Genomic DNA, 16,817 nt, shown 5'->3' with positions numbered 1-16,817 from the left:
TGGTGAGCGGTATCCGTGCCAGGGGCAGAGCCGAAGACGAGGCGTATGACGTAGCCGTGATCGGCTACGGGCCTACAGGAGTGACCGCGGCGAACCTGCTGGGGGCGATGGGCCTCAGGGTCGTCGTCCTCGAGCGTGACGCCGAGATCTTCTCCCGGGCCCGGGCGATCTCCACGGACGAGGAGGTCATGCGGATCTGGCAGCGCGCCGGTCTGGCCGAGCGGCTGAAGCAGGACATGCTGGCCGAGCGGCCGCTGGACTTCGTCGACGCGAAGGGCCGTGCTTTCATCAGCGCGCACCCGAGCCCGCGCGGCCATGGTCATCCGCCGCAGATGTTCATCTATCAGCCGGCGCTGGAACAGGTCCTGCGAGAGGGGGTCGGCCGCTACCCGAACGTGGAGATACTGCTGCGGCACGAGTGCCTGCGGCTGCGACAGGACGGCGGCGGGGTCGAGCTCACGGTGGTGGGTGCCGACGATTCGGTACGACGGCTGCACACGAAGTACGTCATCGCTGCCGACGGTGGCTCCAGCCTCACCCGTGCCCAGCTCAACATCGGCTACGAGGGCAAGACGTACGAGGACCGCTGGGTGGTCATCGACACCGAGATGCTTAAGCCCTGGCCGGACCACGACCGGCTGCGCTTCCGCTGCGACCCGGCCCGGCCGGCGGTGGACTGCCCGACCCCGCTCGGTCACCACCGCTGGGAGTTCCCGATCCTGCCCGGCGACGACGAGACGTATCTGACCACCGACGAGGCCATCTACTCGATGGTGTCCCGGTACGGGATCGGCCGGGACCAGATCAAGATCCTGCGGGCCACCGTCTACAGCCACCACGTCCGCTTCGCCGCCCGCTTCCGTATGGGCAGGGTCTTCCTGGCCGGCGACGCCGCCCACGCGATGCCGCCGTGGATCGGCCAGGGCATGGCCGCCGGTGTGCGGGACGCGGCCAACCTGTGCTGGAAGCTGGCCGCCGTGCTGCGCGGCGAACTGTCCGAGACGGCGCTGGACAGCTACGAGGCCGAACGCAAGCCGCACGTCAAGGAGATCACCAAGCGTGCGGTGTTCGTCGGCCGGATCATCACCGAACGGCGCCTCCCGGTCACCCGGCTCCGCAACACCGCACTACGTGCCCTCAACCGCATACCGGGCTTCAGCAACTGGCTCCAGGACTCCAACTGGATCCCCGTCGCCCACTACGCCGACGGCTTCCAGGCCCGCCCCCGCACCAAGGCGTCCGGCCACCAGATCCCGCAGCCGTGGGTGACCGGCCCCGACGGTGAACGCGTACGGCTGGACGACGTACTCGGCGGCCGCTGGCTGCTCCTGCACGCCCGCTCAGCGGTACCCCAGCCCGCGTGGGACCGCGCCGGTGTTCCCTCGCTGACCGTCACGCCCGCCGGCTCCGAGCCGGCCGAGGGCACGGTCGTCGACAGCGACGGCGTCCTGCTGCCCTGGATGGCCGAACACCGCGTGGCCACCCTCGCTCTGCGCCCGGACGCCTACGCCTATGCCGCCGCACCCGTCGGCGCCCCACTCCCGCCGCCTCCCGCCGGCTTCGCCCCGGCGCCGCACGCGACCGCCCCGATCGCCCTGTAAGGACTGCCATGACCACGCACACCGAACTGCCGTCGATGCAGGAGTCCCTGCTCGACGTCGCCGGCAAGAAGATCTTCGTCGCGGAGACGGGAGAGGGCCCGCCCGTCCTGCTCCTGCACGGCGGCGGACCCGGCGCCTCCGGCGTCTCCAACTACCACCGCAACATCGCGGTGTTGGCGAAGGAGTACCGGGTCATCGTCCCCGACCTGCCCGGCTACGGCCGCAGCACCAAAGGAGTCGACGGCACCGACCCCTTCGGGTACCTGGCCGACACGATCCGCGGCCTCCTCGACGCACTCGGCCTGGACAAGGCCCACATGGTCGGCAACTCCTACGGCGGTGCCTGCGCTCTGCGCCTCGCCCTGGACACCCCAGACCGGGTCGACCGCATGGTCCTCATGGGCCCCGGCGGTATCGGCACCACGCGCGCACTGCCCACCCCGGGCCTCAACAGCCTGCTCAACTACTACTCCGGGGACGGACCTTCGCAGCTGAAGCTGGAGAAGTTCATCCGCAACTACCTGGTCTTCAACGCCGCCGACGTGCCGGACAGCGTCATCGACGCGCGCTATCGCGACAGCATCGATCCGGAGGTCGTCGCGGCTCCGCCGCTGAGGCGTCCGAAGTCCCTGCGTGCCTTGTGGAAGATGGACTTCACCCGCGACGCTCGGCTGTCCCGGCTGCCCGTGCCGACCCTGGTGCTGTGGGGCGCGGCGGACAAGGTCAACCGGCCGAGCGGCGGCCGGATGCTGGCCGAGCGGATGCCCAACTGCGATCTGTACGAGGTCGCCAACACCGGGCACTGGGTCCAGTTCGAGCGCGCCGAGTTGTTCAACCGGCTGTGTGCCGACTTCCTGGCAGGCCGCCGGTGAACGCCACCGCTTCGGTCTTCGGTGCCGTCCACCTCGGCTACATCGTCATCGAGACCAACCGCTTCGCTGACTGGCGCCGCTTCGGTACCGAGGCCATCGGCATGCACCGCGACGACCTCGACTCCGGTCTGATGCGGTTCCGGCTCGACGACCAGGAGTGCCGCTTCCTGCTCCGGCGCGGGTCCGCCGAGGACGTCGTCGTCACCGGTTGGCACCTCGACGATCACACGACCTTCGAGCAGATCGAGGCCCGTATACGCGCCCACGGCGTCCCCGTCGTCGAAGGCACCGCGGAGGAGGCCGCCCTGCGGGGCGTCGAGCGCCTGCTGCGTTTCCCCGGTCCGAAGGGCATCACGCAGGAGATCTACACGACGCCCGGGAAGTCGGTCGAACCTCTGCGGATGCTCGCGTCCGGATGGGTGACTGGTGACTCCGGCATGGGCCACATCGCCATCACCTCCACCAAGCCCGCTCAGCTGCGGGGCTACTTCAACACCGTCTTCGACGCCCGCCTGACCGACTACATCGACGAGACGATCAGCGGCGTCAAACTCAAGATCCGCTTCCTGCGGGTCAACGAACGCCACCACTCCATCGCGATCGCCGCCGTCCGGGGCCTGCCGATCGACCCGATCCGCACCCGGGTTCAGCACCTCAACATCCAGGCCGCGTCTCTCGACGACGTGGCGCAGAGCTATCAGCGGGTGTGCGAACTCGGCTTCGACATGGCTCTGTCCGTCGGCCAGCACACCAACGACAAGGAACTGTCCTACTACGCCCGTACCCCCTCGGGCTTCGAGTGGGAGGTGGGCTGGAACCCGATCGTCATCGACGAGTCCACGTGGGAACCCACCACCCACCAGGGCATCAGCATCTGGGGTCACACCCCGGTCGGCCAGACCATCGTGGACAAACTCGACCAGTTCCGGCTCGGCGCTCTCTCCCTCGCCCGCCCGGAGAACACCGTCCCGGCCCTCAGCGGTGCCGGTATCCCCGACGACTGACAGCGCCTCCGTCCGGGCGGGCGCTGGCCCCGTCCGGCGCCCGAGGCTCATTTCCCTTACGAATGCAAGTAGGAAGTTGCCCATGACAACGTCTCTGGTTACGGGTTCGACCGCGGGTATCGGTGCCGCCTTCGCTCGGCGACTGGCGGCTGACGGCCACGACCTCGTCCTGATGGCACGCGACACGAAGCGGCTGCGTGAGCAGGCGACCGAGTTGCGCGACCGGCATGGCATCAAGACGGAGGTGCTGACGGCCGACCTGGCGACGGATGACGGCATCGAGGCCGTCGAGCGGCGTCTGGCCGACCGCGAGAAGCCGGTCGACCTGCTGGTCAACAACGCCGGCTTCGCCAACAGGGGCCCCTACCTCGACGTACCGGTGGCCGACGAATTGAAGTTGCTCAAGGTGCACTGCGAGGCGGTGCTACGGCTGACCTCGGCGGCGACCCTGGCGATGCGGGAGCGAGGCCGGGGCGGGGTCGTCAACCTGGCGTCGGTGGCGGCCTTCATGCCACGCGGGACTTACGGGGCGTCCAAGGCGTGGGTCGTGCAGTTCACTCAGGGCGTGGCGAAGGACCTGACGGGTAGCGGCGTACGGCTGATGGCACTGTGCCCGGGCTTCGCGCGGACCGAGTTCCACCAGCGGGCCGAGAAGAGTACGGACAACATCCCGAATTGGATGTGGCTCGACGCGGACAAGCTGGTCGCGGCGGCGCTGGCGGACCTGGCGCGCGGCAAGTCGCTGTCCATCCCAGACCCGCGGTACAAGGTGATGATGGGCGCCGTGAAGGTGCTGCCACGGGGGCTGCTCGGCGGGATCAGCTCGAAGACCGGGCGGAAGGACGGGCCGCGGTAGGCCGTCGCGGACAGCTGCGGCGAACGGAAATGGCCCCCCCCCTTCGGTGGGAGAAGGATGGCTGCGCAATCCGTTCAGGCTGGACGAGTCGGGCGGCGATGATCTTGCGCCCGCTGCCAGTCGCGGCATCTTGTCGCCAGCACGTCCGTCCGGAGCTAAACCCTAGCTCCAGGGGCAGGAGTTGCCAGGCTATGTCGCTGGGAGTACGTACAGGGTGCCCTGCAGGCACAGCAGATCCGGCACCGGCCGCGTGCCCGGCAACTTCTGTGGCCAGGGCGGCAGCAGCGGCACGATCAGCGCCACAAGTCGTCGTCCATGATCCACGGCCGAGTACTCACAGCCTCCGGGGATTCCCTTGCGCTTGACGTAGGGGAGCGCGTCGAGGACGTCGCGTAGTTCGACCGACGCCGGTTTTCCGATGGGTCTGCGGTCAAGTCGGGCCTTTCTGCAAGCTGTCAAAGTCGGCTCGATCAAGGCCCGTCGGGCGTCGGACAGGTCGCTCGGATACGGCTTCCGCTGAGGCAAGCGCGAAATGAACTTACCTGAACAGAACCAGATAAACGCGCACTTAATTAGCCGCTCGCCCAGGGGCTGTCCGCGGCTGGGCTTCTGGGCTGTCAACGACGGAACCACCGGCGGGGGCATACTGGCCAGCACGATTACGATCCCCCGGATGCTGCCCCAGGGGAATCAGCTTGCGGCTTACCGGCAGCGGTGAGCCCCGGCCGGGGCTCTCTTCTCTGTCGCCCGCGATCAGGAGTTGCTCTCCGTCCGCGCCACCAGGTCGAGGGCGATGTCGGTGATCATGTCCTCTTGGCCGCCGACCATGCCCCGACGGCCGACCTCGACCAGGATGCTGCGGGTGTCCAGCCCGTAGCGGGCGGCGGCGGTCTCGGCGTGGCGCAGGAAGCTGGAGTACACGCCCGCGTAGCCGAGGCTGAGCGTCTCGCGGTCCACCCGCACCTCACGGTCCTGCAGCGGTCGTACGAGGTCGTCGGCGGCGTCCATGAGCGGGAACAGGTCGCAGGCGTGCTTCCAGCCCATCAGGTCGGCGACGGCGACGAACGCCTCCAGCGGGCAGTTGCCCGCCCCGGCGCCCTGTCCGGCGAGCGAGGCATCGACCCGTACGGCGCCGCTCTCCACGGCGACCACGCTGTTGGCGACGCCGAGGGCGAGGTTGTGGTGGGCGTGGATGCCGAGCTCGGTGGCAGGGTCGAGGACTTCGCGGTAGGCGCGGAAGCGGTCGCGGACGCCGTCCATGGTGAGGCGGCCGCCGGAGTCGGTGACGTAGACGCAGTGGGCGCCGTAGGACTCCATCAGCTTGGCTTGGCGGGCGAGTTCGGCCGGCTCGGCCATGTGGGACATCATCAGGAACCCGGCGACGTCCATGCCCAGGTCGCGGGCGGCGGCGATGTGCTGGGCGGCGATGTCGGCCTCGGTGCAGTGGGTGGCGACCCGTACCGAGCGGATGCCCAGGGTGTGGGCCTGCCTGAGGTCGTGCAGGGTGCCGATGCCGGGCAGCAGGAGGGTGGTGGGCACCGCGTGGTGCGTGACGTCGGTGACGGCCTCGATCCACTCCCAGTCGGTGTGGGCGCCGACGCCGTAGTTGATGCTGGAGCCGGAGAGTCCGTCGCCGTGGGCGATCTCGATGGCGGCCACGCCGGCGGAGTCCAGGGCGGCGGCGATGGTGCGGGCCTGGTCGACGGTGTAGCGGTGCCGGACGGCGTGCATGCCGTCCCGCAGGGTGACGTCCTGGACGTACAGACGGGTCATCGCGTGGCCCTCTCGGTTGAGCGGTGGGCGGCCATGCGTTCCGCGGTGCGCAGCGCGGCCGAGGTCATGATGTCGAGGTTCCCGGCGTAGGCCGGCAGGTAGTGGGCGGCCCCCTCGACCTCCAGGAAGACCGACACCTTCAGGGCCTCGTCGGTGCCGAGAGCGAGGGTGCGCAGCGGGTCGTCCGTCGCCACCCGGTCGAACTGCACCTTCTGCTTGAGCCGGTAGCCGGGCACGTACGCCTGGACACGGCCGACCATCTCCTCGATCGACGCCGTGACGGCCTCGGTGGCGCAGCCGGACACCAGGCAGTGCACGGTGTCCCGCATGATCAGCGGGGGTTCGGCCGGGTTGAGGACGATGATCGCCTTGCCGCGGGCGGCGCCGCCGACCTGCTCGACGGCGGAGGAGGTGGTCTCGGTGAACTCGTCGATGTTGGCCCGGGTACCGGGTCCGGCCGAGCGGGAGGCTATGGACGCGACGATCTCCCCGTAGTGGACCGGGGTGACCGCGTTCACCGCGGCCACGATCGGGATGGTGGCCTGGCCGCCGCAGGTGACCATGTTGACGTTCGGGGCGTCGAGGTGGGCGTCGCCGTTGACCGGGGGCACCACGTAGGGGCCGATGGCCGCGGGGGTGAGGTCGACGAGAGTGCGGCCCAGCGGACGGAGCACGTCCTCGTGGTGGCGGTGGGCACCGGCCGAGGTCGCGTCGAAGACGATCTCGACGTCGGCGAACTCGTCCAGAGCCACCAGGCCCTCGACCCCGTCGTGGGTGGTGGCCACCTTCAGGCGGCGGGCGCGGGCCAGGCCGTCGGAGTCCGGGTCGATCCCGGCCATCGCTGCGATCTCCAGGCTCTCGGAGAGTCGCAAGATCTTGATCATGAGGTCGGTGCCGATGTTGCCGGAGCCGATGACGGCGACCTTGGTCCTGCTGCTCACTGGTCATCTCCTTCTGCCGTGACCGTCGTCGTGGCGTCTTCGGCGAACCCGACGCGCACCGAGCCCAGCTCGGAGATGTGGGCCTCGAAGTAGTCACCCGGGGTGGCTGGGGCCATCGGGCCCAGGGCCCCGGTCAGCACCAGGTCGCCCGCCCGTAGCGGGTCGCCGCGCTCCGCGAGGGCGGATGCCAGCCAGACCGCCGCGTTGAGCGGGCTGCCCAGACAGTCGGCGCCGGTGCCCTCCGAGACGGCCGACCCGTTGCGGGCCATGGTCATCGTCACGGCGCGGAGGTCGACCCCGGTGAGCGGCACGGGCGTGGCGCCCAGGACGTACAGACCGCAGGAAGCGTTGTCGGCGACCGTGTCGACGAGGGAGATGTCCCAGTCCACGATACGGCTGTCGACGATCTCCAGCGCGGGCAGCGCGAAGTCGACCGCTCGCAGGAGGTCGACGACCGTGCACTCCCGGTGCGGAAGATCGCGGCCGAGGACGAGAGCGACCTCGGCCTCCACCTTGGGCTGCAGCAGCCGCCCGACCGGCACCTCGCCGCCGTCCGGCACGGCCATGTCCGCGAACAGTGCGCCGAAGTCGGGCTGGTCCACGCCGAGTTGCCGCTGCACGGCCACGGAAGTCAAGCCGATCTTGCGGCCGACGATCCGGCGGCCGACGTCCAGGCCACGCCGGACGTTCAGCTGCTGCACGGCGTACGCGGTCTCCAGGTCGCCGTCGTCAAGCAGGGTCCGCACCGGTGGGCAGGCGACCCCGGTGCGGGTGGCCTCCGCCAGCAGGTCGGCGGCCTTGACCACGGCCGGTGGAACGGCGTCCGGGCGGACGCCGTCGAGCACGGTCGACACGGGATACCTCCAGAGGGGGAGTGGTGGTCCGGGCACGGCTCCCGGTACAGACATCGATATAGACAGCACCCCGTCGATGGGACAACATCTGTTCCGTGACACGGAACATCGTCGGCGGCAGCATGCTGGAAAAGGCCACCTTCATCCTTGAATCCTTCAGCCCGAGCGGCGGGCCGTACCGGCTGTCGGAACTATCGGAGCGCACGGGCCTTCCCAAGCCGACAGTGCACCGGCTGGCGGCGGACCTGGTCCGGCTGGGCTGGCTGGAGCGCACCGGCACCCAGTACCGGCTCGGCGCGAAGCTCTTCGAACTCGGCTCACTCGTCCCGCACCGGCTCGATCTGCGGGAGACCGCCCTGCCCTTCCTGCACGACCTGTTCGAGGCCACGCGCGAGACCGTCCACCTTGGCGTCCGCGAGGGACTGGATGTGGTCTACCTCGAACGTATCCACGGCCACGAGGCGCTGCAACTGCCCTCCCGCATCGGCGGCAGCCTGCCCCTGACCTGCACCGGCGTCGGCAAGGCCCTGCTCGCCTTCTCCGGCGCCGAGCTGACCGAGGAGGTGCTGTCACGCCCGTTGCCCAGCCTCACGCCGTACTCCATCACCGACCCGGCCCGCCTACGCATGGCCCTGGAGAAGACCCAGGTCTCCGGCCTCGCCTACGAGGAACAGGAGGCCGCCCTCGGCGTCAGCTGCATCGCCGCCCCCGTCTTCGCGGGCGACGCCACGGTCGCCGCCCTCTCGGTGGCCGTCCCCCGTACCCGCTTCAGCCCCGCCCAACTCGCTCCCGCTGTACGGACGGCGGCCCTGGGCCTGTCCCGTGTGTTGCGCGGGGCCGGCTGATCGCAACACAGGTGCTGTCGCCTGTCGGTGCATACGCCCGGCGTCGAGCGGGGGGTGTGGGCTTCCCGGCACCGGGTGCCTTGCCGGTTGTGCCTGGACCGTGATGGCTGCCTCCAATACTTGCGCGGCGATGAGTAAACCCGTCCCGGTCGGATATGCCCACCTATGTGCATTGCGTGCATTGCGTGTAACATTTTCTGTTGTGACGAGCCACGTCGAGGCTTTCCTCTCCGAAGTTGCCCGAGGGCTCAAGCCTCGAGCGGATCAGCTGGTCGACGCGGTGGTGGACCTTATCCGCAGCGAGCTTCCTGACCTGTGGAAATACGAGGACCTCGCCACTGCGGTGCCGGTGGCCGTGTCCGGACACGTCATCGCCGTGCTGGATCTCAACGAGCACAGCCTCGATGTGACCAAGGTCAAGGCCCTGCCTGCTGGTATCGACGTTGCTCGCCGATTCGCTCGGCACGGTGTGCCCATCAACAAGCTCCTGCGCAGCTACCGGCTCGGCCACGCCGGTCTGCTTCAGCTGATCTGTGACGAGGCGGCCCACCTCACCAGCGACACGGAACTGATCAGCGCTACGGTGATCACACTGGGTGCGCAGAGTTTCGAGTACGTCGATCGCACCTCGGAACAGGCCGTCATGGCGTACCAGGAGGAACGCGACCGCTGGCTGCAGCGGCGGCTGATCGTGATCAACGAGGCCGGCGCGCGGATCGGAACCACGCTCGATGTCACCCGAACTGCTCAGGAGCTGGCAACCGTCAGTACCGACCACTTCGCTGATCTCGTCACCGTTGACCTGCTCGACTCCGCGTTCCAGGAAGAGGGCGAGGAGCCGAAGGCCGTCCGGCCGGTACTTCGTCGGGTCGCTCAGCAGTCCGTATTGGACGGCTGTCCGGAATTAGAGGGCGGCACAGGGCAGAAGCACACCTACCCCGAGGAGTCGGATCCGGCTCGCGCACTGGCCACCGGGCAGCCTCAGCGGCACCGCATCACGACGGCCGACATCCCCGGGTGGTTGGCCGTGTCTCCGGACCACGGACGTGCCCTGCGCACTCTTGGTGTCCACTCGATCCTGCTGGTGCCGCTGCAGGCCCGTGGAAATACCCTGGGACTTGCTCAATTCATGCGTCACCGGACCACAGACCCCTTCGACGACGACGATCTGCTCCTGGCCAACGAGATCGCCTCCAGAGCAGCCGTCTCCATAGACAACGCCCGCCGCTACACCCAGGAGCGCCTCACCGCGCTCACCCTCCAGCGCAGCTTGCTGCAGCAGCAGGTGCCGGAACAGCCCGCCGTCGAGACAGCATGCCGCTACCTCCCCTCCGGATCCCGCGCGGGCGTGGGCGGCGACTGGTACGACGTGATCCCGCTCTCCGGAGCCCGCGTCGGCCTCGTCGTGGGGGACGTGGTCGGCCGCGGCCTCCATGCCTCCGCCACGATGGGCCGACTGCGGACGGCCGTCCGTGCTTTCGCCGACATCGACCTGGTACCCGACGAACTGCTGACCCACCTGGACGACGTGGTCATCCGCCTCGAGCGCGAGGAGGCACGAGGTGCCGACGAGATGAGCGCCACGTGTCTCTACGCGGTCTACGACCCGGTGTCCCGCCTGTGTTCCCTGGCCAGCGCCGGACACGTCCTGCCGGCGGTGGTGACTCCATCGACTCCGAGCGGCGATGGCTCGGTCTCCTGCACCGTCGATTTCCCGCAGCTGCCGATCGGCCCGCCACTGGGCCTGGGCGGGCTACCTTTCGAAACTGCCCAATTCGAAGTGCCGGAAGGCAGCCTTCTGGTGCTGTACACCGACGGCCTCCTCGAAGACCGGGCTCGGGACGTGGACACCGGACTCGCACTGATGCGCGAGGTTCTCGCCCGGGCGCCGGCCTCGCTGGAGGACACCTGCGACAGGCTGCTGTCCGCGCTGCTTCCCAGCCGCCCCTCCGATGACGTCGCTCTCCTCATAGCGCGGACCCGGGCTCTTGATGCCGACCAGGTCGCCACCTGGGACCTCCTCCCCGACCCGGCGATCGTCTCCGAAACCCGCACGCACGCATCCGAGCAGCTGTCCGCCTGGGGGCTGGAGGACATGGCATTCACTACGGAGCTCATGGTCAGCGAGCTGGTGACCAACGCCATCCGCTACGGCAAACCCCCCATTCGGCTGCGGATGATCCGCCACACGACTCTGACGTGCGAGGTCTCCGACAACAGCAGCACCGCTCCGCACCTGCGTCGGGCCCGCACCTTCGACGAGAACGGCCGTGGCCTGCTCCTGGTCGCCCAGCTCGCCGGGAACTGGGGCACGCGGCACACCCGCGAAGGCAAAGTCATTTGGGCGGAGCAACAACTTCCGGCCATCGGGATCCACTCGCCCCACCTGTGACTGCGCTGTCGGCCTGGGCCGTGGCGCGTCAGAGTGCCGACTACCTGCCAGGTGGAGCCTCCGACTCCATGACGTGCCGCCCGTACCGAGTTCCTACGATTTCGCCGAGCTGGGGAACGGTCGCCGCCGTCGGCGCCCGTCACACTAGCCGCCGTGCGTGCGCAGCTGGTGTTCGTAGGCGAAGATCACGACCTGCACCCGGTCGCGGAGCTGCAGTTTGGTGAGGATGCGGGTGATGTGGGTCTTGACCGTGGCCTCGGTGAGGAAGAGACGTTCGGCGATCTCGGCGTTCGACAGGCCGGCGGCGATGAGGTGGAACACGTCCCTTTCGCGGGCCGTCAGTTGGGCGAAGAGTGCGCCCGCGTCGTCTGCGCGGGGCCACGCGGCGATCTGGGCGAAGCGGTCGACGAGACCGCGGGTGATGCGCGGGGTGAGGACGGCGTCGCCGGAGGCCACGGCCCGGATCGCCGCCTGCAGTACGGCCGGGACGACGTCCTTGAGGAGGAATCCGCAAGCTCCGGCGCGGAGGCCTTCGAAGGCGTATTCGTCGAGGTCGAAGGTGGTGAGGATGAGAACGCGGGAGGCCGTCCTGGAGGTGATGCGCCGGGTCGCTTCGATGCCGTCCATGACCGGCATGCGTACGTCCATGAGCACCACGTCCGGCAAGGTGCGCCGCGCGAGGTCGACCGCCTCCTCCCCGTTGGCGGCTTCGCCGCGGACGGTGATGTCCGGCATCGTGTCGAGGAGGCTGCGGAAGGCCATGCGGACGAGTGCCTGGTCGTCGGCGAGGAGGACCGAGACCGTCATCGCGGTTCCCCCAGCTTCAGCTCGCCGGAGACGACCCACCCGGACGCGGTGGGCCCCGCCCGGAGATTGCCGTCGAACATCGCGACCCGTTCCCGCATCCCGGTCAACCCGTTGCCCGCAGTTTCTCCGGCGCCGGCTCCACGGGTCGGCTTGCCATCATCGGTGACGCTGAAGCCGATCAGGTCCCAGCCACAGTGCAGGACGACATCCACCTTCGACGCGTCCCGGGCGTGCTTGACGACATTCGTGAGGGACTCTTGCAGGATTCGGTAGACCGTTGTCTGCGCCGCCGCGCTCAGGGTCGCCCGGCTGCCGCTCTCGGTCAGCCGGACGTCCAGACCGGTGCCACGGGTCTGGTCCACCAGGGCCTTGAGTGAACCGAGGTCGGGCTGAGGGGCCCGATCGCCACCGTCGTCCGCACGCAGGACGCCGAGGAGCCGACGCATTCCGGCGAGGGACTGCCGGCCGGTCGACGCCGCCTGAAACATCTTCCCGCGGGCGCCCTCCGGATCGGTTGCCGTGGTCGCGGCCGCGGCCTCAGCGAGAGCGACGACGACGACCAGGCCGTGGGCGACGATGTCGTGCATCTCCCGCGCGATCCGGGTGCGTTCGGCCGCCGCGGCGAGCTGCGCCTGCTGCGCGCGCTCCTGTTCCAGCCGTTGCGCACGGTCCTCGACGGAGGCGAGGTAGCGGCGCTGGGCCCGCACGGTGGTGCCGAGGAAGAACGCCGCGGCGGCCAGCCCGCTGAGGATGACGAAGGCGTCGTTGATGCTTGCGGCCGGGGCGAACCGCACCGCCACCAGGACGACACCGAGCTCGACGGCCGCCGCGGCGCCGAGCGAATGCCGCAGACCGCGGTGGGCGGCGACGGTGTAGAGCGCGACGAGCACCGCGAACTCGGAGAACGAGACCGTGTCGAGCGCCCAGGTCGCCATTGCCACGGCCCAGCAGAACCAGAACACAACGACCGGTGCTCGGCGGCGCAGCACGAGGGGACAGATCACCGCGATCGCCAGCACCCAGTTCAGCGCTCCGGACCGGTTGTAGAGCAACTCGTGCGACGCGGCGACGGTGCACAGGACGGGCGGCCCGAGCAGCAGTACGCGGGACAGGGACGGGTGGGCCCGGGACAGTCGGCCCGCCGGCTGGAGGTGCTTCACCCCGCCGACATTACGGAAGGGCGCTCCCAGCGGCGTCAATCGAAGGTCTTACATCCGCCCCAAAGTGACCACCATCGTTGGATGTGCCGGTCCCGGTGTCGCTTCTAGCTTCGCGATATGAGAACACGACCAGCGACGATGGCCATGAAGGTGCCGGAGATCGCCCCCATCTTCTGGATCGCGAAACTGTGCACTACCGGATTCGGTGAGTCTTTCTCGGACTACGTCTTCTTCAACGACTACATCGGACAGCATCTGGCCATGCTCATGGGCCTCGGTCTGCTCCTCGTATGCCTGACCGTGCAGATCACCACCACCAAGTACATCCCTTGGGTCTACTGGCTCGCGGTAACGTCCGTGAGCATCTTCGGGACGATGTCGGCGGACTTCCTGAACAAGGACCTGGGGATGCCCCTGTACGTCTCCACGCTGATGCTGGCGGCCGTCCAGATCGCCGTCTTCGCCGCCTGGTACGCGACACAACGAACCTTGGACGTGCACAGCATCAACAACCGTCTGCAGGAGCTGTTTTACTGGCTGACCGTCCTGTGCACCTTCGCTCTGGGAACAGCCGCGGGCGATTTCGCGGCCGTCACCCTGGGCCTCGGCACCTTGGCCTCGTCCTTCGTCTTCCTCGGGATCATTCTGGTCCCGGCAGCCGGCTATCGCTGGTTCCGTCTCAACGAAGTCCTGGCTTTCTGGTTCGCCTACACCATCACCCGCCCCCTGGGCGCCTCTGTCGCGGACTGGCTCTCCGTACCTGCCCCTTATGGGGACGGACTTCAATTGGGTACAGGGCCCATCAGCCTGCTCCTCGGGATTCTCCTTGCGGGAGTTATCGCAATTATCGGTTCACAACACCGCCGATCCAACCCCTCGAAAGCAGCACCCCTGGAGGCGACCGCTCAGAACCGTTGACCACGCCGGGGGTAGAGCCGACCCCGATCATTCATGAGTCCCCGTCAAGCCCCTGACGGGGACTCGGGATCGGTGTCGTGCGGGCTCTTCCAGGCCATGGCAGACCGAGGGCCCGGCCTCGCCGCTGGCCCCGGTCACCGGGCGTGGTGCGCCATGACGTCACCGACGCGGGCCGCGATGGCTCGCGCACTGCGTGGACTCGGTATGCGTCGTGTCCCGCTCCATGTCGTAGAGCACCCTGTGGTGACCGCCTCCACCTGGGACACCGCCATCCCGGCGACACGGTCACCCCTGGCCATCTCGCGGCCCACGGCGGCTGCGCTGTCGCACCGGACACAGACCCGCAACACCGGTCAGCAAGGCCGGCGCCGTGAGGCCGATGTGCCGGTGTCGGACGGGGCGTCACGGTCAGGCCCGTCGACGTCCTGCTCGCCGACGAGGACGGATGGTTCTCCTTCCAGCGTCGGCACTGGTCCGGTTTCTTGCCGGGCCCGGTCTTGGCCACGCCTCGAACCTCCCGTCCCGGATAACGCGCAGGTCCCGCGTGTCAGAATGGACGAGCCATTCGTTCTGTTCTGTCGATTGCCTTGTTCTGTCGTTCTCCGCATGATCCGTCGAGGTTGTCCGTGACCAAGCCCGTTGCCCGCGTGCCGCAGCGACGTAACGCTCGGTCCAACCGGGCGCGCATCCTGGCCACGGCCCGCCGGGAACTCGGGAAGAACCCGGACATCACGTTGGAGGAGCTGGCGCGGGCCTCCGGTGTTGTGCGGCGCACCCTGTTCGGACACTTTCCCGGACGGACGGCGCTGCTTGAGGCGCTCGCCGAGGAGGCCGCCGAGACCCTCCGGGATGCGGTTGCTGCCGGGGTGAAGCCGACGGAGCCCGCCGAGCGGGCCCTCGCGTACTTCTCGTTGACGATGTGGCCCGTAGGGGACCGCTACCGGATGCTTCTGGCGCTGGCCCGGCACGACCTGGGCACGGAACGGGTCGCCGAGATCCTGGCACCGGCCCGCGACGCGGTTACGGCCATTCTGGAGCGAGGACAGCGGGACGGTGTCTTCCACGGCCATGTGCCGCCAGCCGTACTCAGCGCCGGACTGGAGTCGATGACAGTTGCGCTGCTGGAGCAGGTCAACACCGGAGCGCTGGAGGACGATGGCACCCAGGTCACCGCCGTCACGCTCGTCGCGGCCGGTGTGCCGGCGCAGCGGGCGCGTGTCGTGGTCGACGATGTCGCCGCCACGTTCGTAGCGGTGACCGCTGACGACTGAGTTCCCGGCACGCCTGTCGGTGAGCCTTCGAGTCCCCACCTCACGCCTCTGCCGACCGGCCCGACTCGGGTCGGAACTGGAAGCACGGCCTTCTCGGCTCCAGGTAACTCAGTTCGCCCGGTAATGGATGGTCCAGTGAAATTACCGTCACCACGCGCCGGCTTTACAGCGGAGCTCGTTCATGGGCCGCCTGGAAACGATCGACCTCGTTGGACCCGAGATCTTCCGTACCACCTTCCGCAACCTCCACTGCGCACGGCAGGAGTGCGGCTGGTGGATCGGTCATCTACGGGGCTGGGTCCCCGCCGACATGCGGGCCGCCGTGTCGTGCACCGGCTGCGCGTGCAGCTCGAACAGTGCCACCAGGTCGACCCGTCGCCGTTGATCTCCCGGTGCACGAACAGGCCGTCCGTGCTGGTGACGGCGTAGGGGTCAGGGCCTGTGCGTTGTCCTCGTCCAGGTCCGAGAACATGGTCCTGAGTACATTGGCTGTCGTCTGGTGGGCGAGGGGACCCGCTCCAGTCGTATGTCGGCCTCCTCGCCCGGCAGCGCAATGGCGGCCAGCCAGCTCTCGAAGCTGCGACCGATGACCGTCGTAGCCACGCTCGCCCGCGAACTCCACGGTGGCGGCGAAAAGCAGCGGCAGGTCGCGACACCGTTGGCGCGCCGCTTCCGCTCCGTGGTCCCCTGCCTATATCGCCTCTCCGGTGCGTGCAGGCTCTGGGCCGTCTCTGAACGGCCATTCTCTGATGAACCCCACTCTCCTTGGACCATGTGGTACTGCGGGGCTTGGTCAACCTGGCCCGGACCGCGCGCGGCCAAGCGTTGTCGCCCCGCCCGGCCGGAGGCGAACCTCAAGCGATGACGGTGTCGACGAGATCAAGGTTCGGCAGGTCCAGCGAGCAGATTCGCTCGGCCTCGGCGGCGGGGATGCCGAACTGCCGTAGAAGTCCGCGGACGACCAGGTCCGATGACTTCGCGTCGTCACGGTCGGGCTGCTCGTGCAGCAGAGCGCCCAGTGCCAGCGTGGCGCCCGCCGTCACCGCCAGCGCGAGATCCAGGTCCTCCACCTCGAACCGCCCTGCGTTCACCGCGGCGCTGATGTCGTGGAACGCCCGCGGCGCCAGGCCGCGGTCGGAGCGAGCCAGCTCGAGTCCATGATTCAGGAGGATCCGGCTCAGTTCCGGGTGGCGGCGGTGCAGGCGGCCGGTCAGGCGGAAGCTCTGGGCGTACGCGACCGCGGGGTCGTCGATGTCCGCGGTGAGGCGGTCCATCAGAGTGCCCCACCCCTCCAGCGCCTCTTCGACCGCGACGCGGAAGAGGCCTTCCTTGCTGTCGAAGTGGTTGTAGAAGGAACCGACTCCGATGTCGGCGAGCTCGGTGATCTCCAGGATGGGGACGTCCATCCGCCCTTCGGCCAGTAGACGCTGGGCCGCGCGCACCAGAGCGGTCCGGGTCCGCGCTCTCCGTCGGTCGACTCGCCGGGGTGCGGTGTTCTCGGCAACGGTCTTGTCGGCCATCGC

General features: G+C 68.8%; 15 protein-coding genes and 1 pseudogene. 8 read left to right on the top strand and 8 right to left on the bottom strand.

All coding sequences use genetic code 11. The annotated features are described in order from the left end of the window. Window positions 1-2 precede the first annotated feature (2 nt). The 4 genes from ACFY1L_RS05555 to ACFY1L_RS05540 all read left to right on the top strand — a co-directional run bounded on the left by ACFY1L_RS05555 (window position 3) and on the right by ACFY1L_RS05540 (window position 4,333). Entirely contained in the window at window positions 3-1,601 is a 1,599-nt protein-coding gene (locus ACFY1L_RS05555; protein ID WP_388818494.1) for a bifunctional 3-(3-hydroxy-phenyl)propionate/3-hydroxycinnamic acid hydroxylase, read from the top strand. Window positions 1,602-1,609: 8 nt separating this feature from the next. Beyond that, window positions 1,610-2,473 carry an alpha/beta fold hydrolase gene (locus ACFY1L_RS05550; RefSeq protein WP_388818491.1) on the top strand — a complete coding sequence of 288 codons (864 nt, stop codon included), beginning with the start codon at window positions 1,610-1,612 and terminating at the stop codon, window positions 2,471-2,473. Further along, complete coding sequence (locus tag ACFY1L_RS05545) at window positions 2,470-3,477, top strand: VOC family protein (RefSeq protein ID WP_388818488.1); 1,008 nt, start codon at window positions 2,470-2,472, stop codon at window positions 3,475-3,477. The genes ACFY1L_RS05550 and ACFY1L_RS05545 overlap by 4 nt, the downstream gene beginning before the upstream one ends. An 82-nt stretch (window positions 3,478-3,559) precedes the next feature. After that, entirely contained in the window at window positions 3,560-4,333 is a 774-nt protein-coding gene (locus tag ACFY1L_RS05540) for an SDR family NAD(P)-dependent oxidoreductase (protein ID WP_388818485.1), read from the top strand. Window positions 4,334-4,678: 345 nt separating this feature from the next. On the opposite strand, the pseudogene ACFY1L_RS05535 reads toward ACFY1L_RS05540, so the two are convergent. The 4 genes and pseudogenes from ACFY1L_RS05535 to ACFY1L_RS05520 all read right to left on the bottom strand — a co-directional run. Further along, window positions 4,679-4,858 (bottom strand): annotated as a pseudogene (locus ACFY1L_RS05535) (transposase); the annotation flags it as partial. A 228-nt stretch (window positions 4,859-5,086) separates the two neighbouring features. Next, window positions 5,087-6,106 (bottom strand): 4-hydroxy-2-oxovalerate aldolase, encoded by a 1,020-nt coding sequence (gene dmpG, locus ACFY1L_RS05530; RefSeq protein ID WP_388818482.1) that lies wholly within the window; start codon window positions 6,104-6,106, stop codon window positions 5,087-5,089. Then, on the bottom strand, window positions 6,103-7,047 hold the full coding sequence (locus tag ACFY1L_RS05525; RefSeq protein ID WP_388818479.1) for an acetaldehyde dehydrogenase (acetylating): 945 nt from the start codon (window positions 7,045-7,047) through the stop codon (window positions 6,103-6,105). Before ACFY1L_RS05525 ends, dmpG begins: the two co-directional genes overlap by 4 nt. Next, entirely contained in the window at window positions 7,044-7,901 is an 858-nt protein-coding gene (locus ACFY1L_RS05520) for a 2-keto-4-pentenoate hydratase (protein WP_388818476.1), read from the bottom strand. Before ACFY1L_RS05520 ends, ACFY1L_RS05525 begins: the two co-directional genes overlap by 4 nt. A gap of 122 nt (window positions 7,902-8,023) precedes the next feature. Between ACFY1L_RS05520 and ACFY1L_RS05515 the strand changes: the two genes are divergently transcribed. Both ACFY1L_RS05515 and ACFY1L_RS05510 read left to right on the top strand, forming a co-directional pair. Next, window positions 8,024-8,746 (top strand): IclR family transcriptional regulator, encoded by a 723-nt coding sequence (locus ACFY1L_RS05515; protein ID WP_388818994.1) that lies wholly within the window; start codon window positions 8,024-8,026, stop codon window positions 8,744-8,746. A 130-nt stretch (window positions 8,747-8,876) separates the two neighbouring features. After that, a complete protein-coding gene (locus tag ACFY1L_RS05510; RefSeq protein WP_388818473.1) occupies window positions 8,877-11,138 on the top strand; it encodes a SpoIIE family protein phosphatase in 2,262 nt (753 codons plus the stop codon). 144 nt (window positions 11,139-11,282) lie between these two features. Here ACFY1L_RS05510 and ACFY1L_RS05505 read toward each other — a convergent pair whose 3' ends face one another. Both ACFY1L_RS05505 and ACFY1L_RS05500 read right to left on the bottom strand, forming a co-directional pair. Beyond that, window positions 11,283-11,945 (bottom strand): response regulator, encoded by a 663-nt coding sequence (locus ACFY1L_RS05505; protein ID WP_388818470.1) that lies wholly within the window; start codon window positions 11,943-11,945, stop codon window positions 11,283-11,285. After that, on the bottom strand, window positions 11,942-13,105 hold the full coding sequence (locus ACFY1L_RS05500; protein ID WP_388818467.1) for a sensor histidine kinase: 1,164 nt from the start codon (window positions 13,103-13,105) through the stop codon (window positions 11,942-11,944). The genes ACFY1L_RS05505 and ACFY1L_RS05500 overlap by 4 nt, the downstream gene beginning before the upstream one ends. Window positions 13,106-13,243: 138 nt before the next feature. Between ACFY1L_RS05500 and ACFY1L_RS05495 the strand changes: the two genes are divergently transcribed. Beyond that, window positions 13,244-14,023 carry a hypothetical protein gene (locus ACFY1L_RS05495; RefSeq protein WP_388818464.1) on the top strand — a complete coding sequence of 260 codons (780 nt, stop codon included), beginning with the start codon at window positions 13,244-13,246 and terminating at the stop codon, window positions 14,021-14,023. A gap of 134 nt (window positions 14,024-14,157) precedes the next feature. Here the strand turns inward: ACFY1L_RS05495 and ACFY1L_RS05490 are convergent, their stop codons facing one another. Further along, window positions 14,158-14,322 carry a hypothetical protein gene (locus ACFY1L_RS05490; protein ID WP_388818462.1) on the bottom strand — a complete coding sequence of 55 codons (165 nt, stop codon included), beginning with the start codon at window positions 14,320-14,322 and terminating at the stop codon, window positions 14,158-14,160. A 327-nt stretch (window positions 14,323-14,649) separates the two neighbouring features. On the opposite strand from ACFY1L_RS05490, the gene ACFY1L_RS05485 reads away from it, so the two are divergent. After that, window positions 14,650-15,294, top strand: a complete 645-nt coding sequence (locus ACFY1L_RS05485; RefSeq protein ID WP_388818459.1) for a TetR/AcrR family transcriptional regulator — start codon at window positions 14,650-14,652, stop codon at window positions 15,292-15,294. Between the two features lie 854 nt (window positions 15,295-16,148). Here the strand turns inward: ACFY1L_RS05485 and ACFY1L_RS05480 are convergent. Further along, window positions 16,149-16,814 carry a TetR/AcrR family transcriptional regulator gene (locus ACFY1L_RS05480; RefSeq protein ID WP_388818456.1) on the bottom strand — a complete coding sequence of 222 codons (666 nt, stop codon included), beginning with the start codon at window positions 16,812-16,814 and terminating at the stop codon, window positions 16,149-16,151. Window positions 16,815-16,817: the final 3 nt, after the last annotated feature.

The sequence above is a fragment of the Streptomyces sp. NPDC001663 genome (assembly GCF_042893105.1).
GTDB lineage: Bacteria > Actinomycetota > Actinomycetes > Streptomycetales > Streptomycetaceae > Streptomyces.
This window is presented reverse-complemented; position numbering and strand designations above follow the sequence as displayed.